This is a genomic window from Enterobacteriaceae endosymbiont of Donacia fulgens (assembly GCF_012567545.1).
Classification (GTDB): Bacteria; Pseudomonadota; Gammaproteobacteria; order Enterobacterales; family Enterobacteriaceae.
Genome location: NZ_CP046182.1, coordinates 345405 through 351579 on the forward strand (window position 1 = coordinate 345405; position 6175 = coordinate 351579).

4 protein-coding genes, 4 tRNA genes, 1 rRNA gene and 3 other annotated features are annotated in these 6175 nt (G+C 28.5%); of the genes, 3 read left to right on the top strand and 6 right to left on the bottom strand.

What is annotated here, in order from left to right:
- Positions 1-12: 12 nt before the first annotated feature.
- The 3 genes from aroB to trpS are packed head-to-tail and all read left to right on the top strand — an operon-like array spanning position 13 to position 2853.
- Positions 13-1110 (top strand): 3-dehydroquinate synthase, encoded by a 1098-nt coding sequence (gene aroB / locus GJU05_RS01720; RefSeq protein WP_208753816.1) that lies wholly within the window; start codon positions 13-15, stop codon positions 1108-1110.
- Between the two features lie 40 nt (positions 1111-1150).
- Entirely contained in the window at positions 1151-1825 is a 675-nt protein-coding gene (rpe, locus tag GJU05_RS01725) for a ribulose-phosphate 3-epimerase (RefSeq protein WP_208753817.1), read from the top strand.
- Positions 1826-1851: 26 nt separating this feature from the next.
- Positions 1852-2853, top strand: coding sequence for a tryptophan--tRNA ligase (gene trpS / locus GJU05_RS01730; RefSeq protein WP_208753818.1), 1002 nt, complete (start codon positions 1852-1854; stop codon positions 2851-2853).
- 30 nt (positions 2854-2883) lie between these two features.
- On the opposite strand, the gene crp is transcribed toward trpS, so the two are convergent.
- The 6 genes from crp to rrf all read right to left on the bottom strand — a co-directional run bounded on the left by crp (position 2884) and on the right by rrf (position 4163).
- Positions 2884-3513 (bottom strand): cAMP-activated global transcriptional regulator CRP, encoded by a 630-nt coding sequence (gene crp / locus GJU05_RS01735; protein ID WP_208753819.1) that lies wholly within the window; start codon positions 3511-3513, stop codon positions 2884-2886.
- 58 nt (positions 3514-3571) lie between these two features.
- A tRNA-Thr gene (locus GJU05_RS01740) sits at positions 3572-3645 on the bottom strand.
- A 65-nt stretch (positions 3646-3710) separates the two neighbouring features.
- Positions 3711-3781, bottom strand: a tRNA-Gly gene (locus tag GJU05_RS01745).
- 25 nt (positions 3782-3806) lie between these two features.
- A tRNA-Tyr gene (locus GJU05_RS01750) sits at positions 3807-3888 on the bottom strand.
- A 37-nt stretch (positions 3889-3925) separates the two neighbouring features.
- Positions 3926-3998: transfer RNA gene (locus GJU05_RS01755), tRNA-Thr, on the bottom strand.
- 48 nt (positions 3999-4046) lie between these two features.
- Positions 4047-4163, bottom strand: a 5S ribosomal RNA gene (rrf, locus tag GJU05_RS01760).
- A gap of 72 nt (positions 4164-4235) precedes the next feature.
- Positions 4236-5125, bottom strand: a sequence feature (23S ribosomal RNA rRNA prediction is too short).
- A gap of 1 nt (position 5126) precedes the next feature.
- Positions 5127-5889 (bottom strand) — a sequence feature (23S ribosomal RNA rRNA prediction is too short).
- 76 nt (positions 5890-5965) lie between these two features.
- Positions 5966-6162 (bottom strand) — a sequence feature (23S ribosomal RNA rRNA prediction is too short).
- Between the last annotated feature and the right edge of the window lie 13 nt (positions 6163-6175).

Sequence of the window (6175 nt, forward strand, 5' to 3'; positions counted from 1 at the left end):
TACATATTATATATGGGAAAAACTATTTTAGTTTCAACAAAAAAACATAATTATCCAATTATTATTGATTTTAATTTATTTGATAAACCATTATCTTTATTTTTTTTAAAAAAAGGAGATAGTGTTATGATTGTAACTAATAAAATAATTTTTTCTTTATATTTTAAAAAAGTATTTAATCAACTTCATAATATGGGTGTTAGAATAAATTATGTTATAATCCCTGATGGTGAAAAATATAAAACATTAATTACTTTAAATATTATTTTTACAGCATTAATTAAAAATTTACATAATAGAGATACTACTCTCATTGCTTTAGGAGGGGGTGTTATAGGGGATATAACAGGATTTGCTGCTTCTATTTATTTAAGAGGTGTAAAATTTATTCAAATACCTACTACTTTATTATCACAGGTAGATTCCTCTGTAGGAGGAAAAACAGCTGTTAATCATATTTTAGGGAAAAATATGATAGGTAGTTTTTATCAACCTAATATTGTAATAATAAATTTAAATTGTTTAGATACTTTATCTAAAAGAGAGTTTTCAGCCGGGTTAGCAGAAGTTATAAAATATAGTATCATTTTTGATGAAAAATTTTTTTCTTGGTTAGAAAATAATATTAATAAATTATTCAATTTAGATAAAAAATCTATACTTTACTGTATAAGTAAATGTTGTAAATTAAAATCTAAGATAATTTATGAAGATGAATATGAAAAAAATAAAAGAGCATTATTAAATTTAGGACATACTTATGGTCATGCAATTGAAGCAGAATTAGGATATGGTAAATGGTTACACGGAGAAGCTGTATCTGCAGGTATAGTAATTGCTGCTATAACATCTAAAAAACTTAATTTAATAAATAATAAAGATATAATAAGAATTATTAATTTATTAAAAAAATGTAATTTACCAGTTAAAGGACCAAATAATATGCATATAAAACAATATTTTAAACATATTTATAGAGATAAAAAAATAAATAAAAATAAAATTCATATTATTCTTCCAATTAAAATTGGTAAAGCCATTATATATAATAATATTTCAGAAAAAATTATTTCTAATGCTATTAATGAAAATAAAAATGTAATTTTTTAATATATTTTAAAATTATTATTTATATAGTGAACTTAATAAAATGGAAAATAAACTAATTGCTGCATCTATTTTATCTGCAAATTTTGCATGTTTAGGTAAAGAAATTAATAATGTTTTAACAGCTGGGGTTGATATAATACATTTTGATGTTATGGATAATCATTATGTACCTAATTTAACTATTGGGCCATTAATTTTAAAATCTTTGAGAGAGAATAATATTAAATGTAAAATTGATATTCATTTAATGACAAAAAAAATAGATAATTTAATTATTAATTTTATAAAATTAGGAGCTAATAGTATTATTATACATCCAGAAAGTTCAAACCATTTAGATAGAAGTATTTCATTAATAAAAAATTATGGATGTAAAGCAGGATTAGCTTTAAATCCATCTACTTCTTTAAACTGTTTAGATTATCTAATTCATAAATTAGATATAATATTAGTTATGTCTGTAAATCCTGGTTTTGAAGGACAAAAATTTTTAAATCATATTTATAAAAAAATTATCCAAGTTAGAAAAATTATTAATAATAAAAGGAGAAAAATTTTATTACAAGTAGATGGTGGTATTAATATAAATAATATAAAGAAAATAGCTATTTCCGGAGCAGATGTATTTATAATAGGTTCAGCTTTATTTAAAAATAAATTATCATATAATAAAACTATAAAAGATATAAGATTAAAATTAAATACAACATTTTAAAAATATAAAATAATTATAAAAAAATTATGAAAAAAAAAATAATATTTAGTGGTATACAACCAACCGGATTATTAACTATTGGTAATTATATTGGAGCTTTAAGTCAATGGAAAAAATTACAAAAAAAATATTTTTGTATTTATTGTATAGCTGATTTACATTCTCTAACTATATATCAAAAAAAAGATATTTTAAATAAAAATATATTAGATATTTTAGCTATGCTTTTAGCATGTGGAATTGATCCTGAAAATAATATTATTTTTGTACAATCTCATGTTCCTCAACATGTACAATTAAATTGGATTTTAAATTGTTTTACTAATTTTGGGGAAATAAAAAGAATGACTCAGTTTAAACAAAAAATATCTTTTAATAAAAATATTAATATCGGATTATTTAATTATCCAATATTAATGGCAGCAGATATTTTATTATATCAAACAAATAAAGTACCGGTAGGAAAAGATCAAATTCAACATATTGAATTAACTAGAAATATTGCATATAGATTTAATAATATTTATGGAAATACATTCACTATTCCTGAAAAGATACTTAATAATAATAATGGTTCATGTATTATGTCATTAATTAATCCCCAAAAAAAAATGTCTAAATCAGATACTAATAATAATAGTATTATTAGTTTATTTGATGATGATTTTATCATTAAACAAAAAATTAAAAATGCAATTACTGATTCTGATTTTCCTCCTAATATAAAATATGATTTAAAAAATAAACCAGGTATTTCTAATTTATTAGCAATATTAGCTAATATAACTGAATGTTCTATAGAACAATTAGAACAAAATTTTAAAAATAAAAATTATAATAATTTAAAAGAATCAATTATTAATTGTTTATGTTTATTTTTAAATAAATTAAGAAAAAAATATTTTTTTTATAGAAAAAATGAAAAATATTTAAAAAATGTTATGATTAATGGAGCAAAAAAAGCAAAAAAACATGCAAATTTTACTTTAAAAAAAGTATATAATGTTATTGGATTAGATTTTTTTTAATTTTTATTTATTATAATAAAATAATATAATTTATCTAGTCCCATAAACAACGATTGTTTTACCATGAGCATAAATTAAATTACGTTTTTTTAATATTTTAAGAGTACGACCAACTGTTTCTCTAGAACAACCAACTATTTTCCCTATTTCCTGTCTAGTTATTTTTATTTGCATACCATCTGGATGAGTTATTGCTTCTGGAGATTTAGCTAAATTTAATAATGTTTTAGAAATTCGATTAGTAACATCTAAAAAAGCTAAATTATTTACTTTTTGATATGTCAAATGTAACTTATTAGAAAGTTGTTCAGAAATTTTCATAATAATATTATTATTAATTTTAATTAAATTATGAAAATTTGTATATGAAATTTTTGCTAATTCACATTCTGTTTTTAATTTTACTAATGTAATTTCTTTATAATGATTATTAAAAATCCCCATTTCACCTATAAAATTACCTGTACTTAAATAACTAAGTATAATTTCTTTACCATTTTTATTTTTAATTGAAACAACAACAACTCCTTTTAATATAAAAAAAAGATTTTTAGAAATATTTTCTTGTTTAATTAAAATCATTTTTGCTGGATATTTATTAATATGACAATAAGAAAGAAACCATTCTAAAGTAGAATCTTTTTGTAACTTAAGAAACATTAGTAATTATCCTTTTATTACTTTTTTTTAATAAAATACTATAAATAGTAATATGCTTTGCTGATACCCAGAATTGAACTGGGGACCTCATCCATACCAAGGATGTGCTCTAACCATCTAAGCTATATCAGCTTAATTATATAAATTATTTTTATTGATGAATGTTATAATATAACATAATTTATAAAATTTATTTTAGCAGACAACGGGAATCGAACCCGTATTATTAGCTTGGAAGGCTAAAGTAATACCATTATACGATGTCTGCCATAAGTTTATTTTTAATAAAACTTTGGTGGGAGAAGGATTCGAACCTTCGAAGTCTATGACGACAGATTTACAGTCTGCTCCCGTTAACCACTTGGGTATCCCACCATATTTATTATCAAAATATTAAAAAAAATAAAACACATGCCGGCTACCGGAGTTGAACTGGTGACCTACTGATTACAAGTCAGTTGCTCTACCAACTGAGCTAAGCCGGCATATTATTATGATTTATAAATAAAATATAAAATTTTAAAAAAAAACATTCCTGGTATTTACCTACTCTTACATGAGGTAAACCTCATACTACCATCGGCACAACAACGTTTCACTTCTGAGTTCGGAATGGATTCAGGTGGTACCATTGCGTTATTTATACCAGGAATTTATTAAACTATAAAATAATTAATTAATAATTAAATCTAAACGATTCTGGTGTTGTAAGGTTAAGACTCACGGGTGTTTATTAGTACTGGTTAGCTTAACATATTACTATGCTTACACATCCAGCCTATCAACGTCATAGTCTTTAACGTCCCTTAAGGAATTATTGTAAATAATTAACAAAAATTCAGGGAAGATTAATCTTAAGATAAGCTTCGCGCTTATATGCTTTCAGCGCTTATCTTTTCCGTATTTAGCTACCGGGCAATGCTATTGGCATAACAACCCGAACACCAGAGATACGTTCACTCCGGTCCTCTCGTACTAGGAGCAAATTCTTTCAATCTTCCAACGCCCACGGCAGATAGGGACCGAACTGTCTCACGACGTTCTAAACCCAGCTCGCGTACCACTTTAAATGGCGAACAGCCATACCCTTGGGACCTACTACAGCCCCAGGATGTGATGAGCCGACATCGAGGTGCCAAACACCGCCGTCGATATGAACTCTTGGGCGGTATTAGCCTGTTATCCCCGGAGTACCTTTTATCCGTTGAGCGATGGCCTTATCATACAGAACCACCGGATCACTAAGACCTGCTTTCGCATCTGTTCGAATTGTCATTCTTACAGTTAAGCCAGCTTTTGCCTTTGTACTAACCTCACGATTTCCGACCGTGATTAGCTGACCTTAGTACTCCTCCGTTACTCTTTAGGAGGAGACCGCCCCAGTCAAACTACCTACCAGACACTGTCTCTAACCCGGATAACGGGTTTAGGTTAGAATAATAAACATTAAAGGGTGGTATTTCAAGGGTGGCTCCATACCAACTAGCGCTGATATTTCATTGCCTCCCACCTATCCTACACATCAATATCTACTAATCAATATCAAGCTATAGTAAAGGTTCACGGGGTCTTTCCGTCTTGCCGCGGGTACACTGCATCTTCACAGCAATTTCAATTTCACTGAGTCTCAGGTGGAGACAGTCTGGCCATCATTACGCCATTCGTGCAGGTCGGAACTTACCCGACAAGGAATTTCGCTACCTTAGGACCGTTATAGTTACGGCCGCCGTTTACCGGGGCTTCGATCAAGAGCTTCTTATTAAAATAATAACCCTATCAATTAACCTTCCGGCACCGGGCAGGCGTCACACCGTATACGTCCACTTACGTGTTTGCACAGTGCTGTGTTTTTAATAAACAGTTGCAGCCAGCTATTATCTTAGACTGATTTCAGCTTCAAAAGTAAATTTTTTCACTTACAATCAGCGTGCCTTCTCCCGAAGTTACGGCACTATTTTGCCTAGTTCCTTCACCTGAGTTCTCTCAAGCGCCTTAGTATTCTCTACCTGACCACCTGTGTCGGTTTAGAGTACGATTCAATATTATTTAGAGCTTAGAGGATTTTCTTGTAAGTATGGTATTAATTACTTAAATACAATAAAGTATTTCGTCATAACGCCTTAATGTTATAATTATCCGGATTTTCCTAAATAATTCATCTAAACGCTTAAACCAAGACTACCATCACCTGGCTAATTTAACCTTCTTCGTCCCCCCTTCGCGATAATAATGAGTACAGGAATATTAACCTGTTGTCCATCGATTACGCTTTTCAGCCTCATCTTAGGTGTCGACTTACCCTACCCCGATTACCGTTGGATAGGAACCCTTAGTCTTTCGGCGAATAGGTTTTTCACCTATTTTATCGTTACTCATGTCAGCATTCGCACTTCTGATATTTCCAACAAACTTCACAATTTATCTTCAACAATTTACAGAACGCTCCCCTACCCAATAAAAAAATTATTTATTGTCGCAGCTTCGGTGTATAATTTAGCCCCGTTAAATCTTCCGCGCAGGACGACTAGACCAGTGAGCTATTACGCTTTCTTTAAATGATGGCTGCTTCTAAGCCAACATCCTGGCTGTTTATGCCTTCCCACTTCGTTTCCCACTTAATTATAACTTAGGGACCTTAGCTAGCGATCTGGGTTGTTTCCCT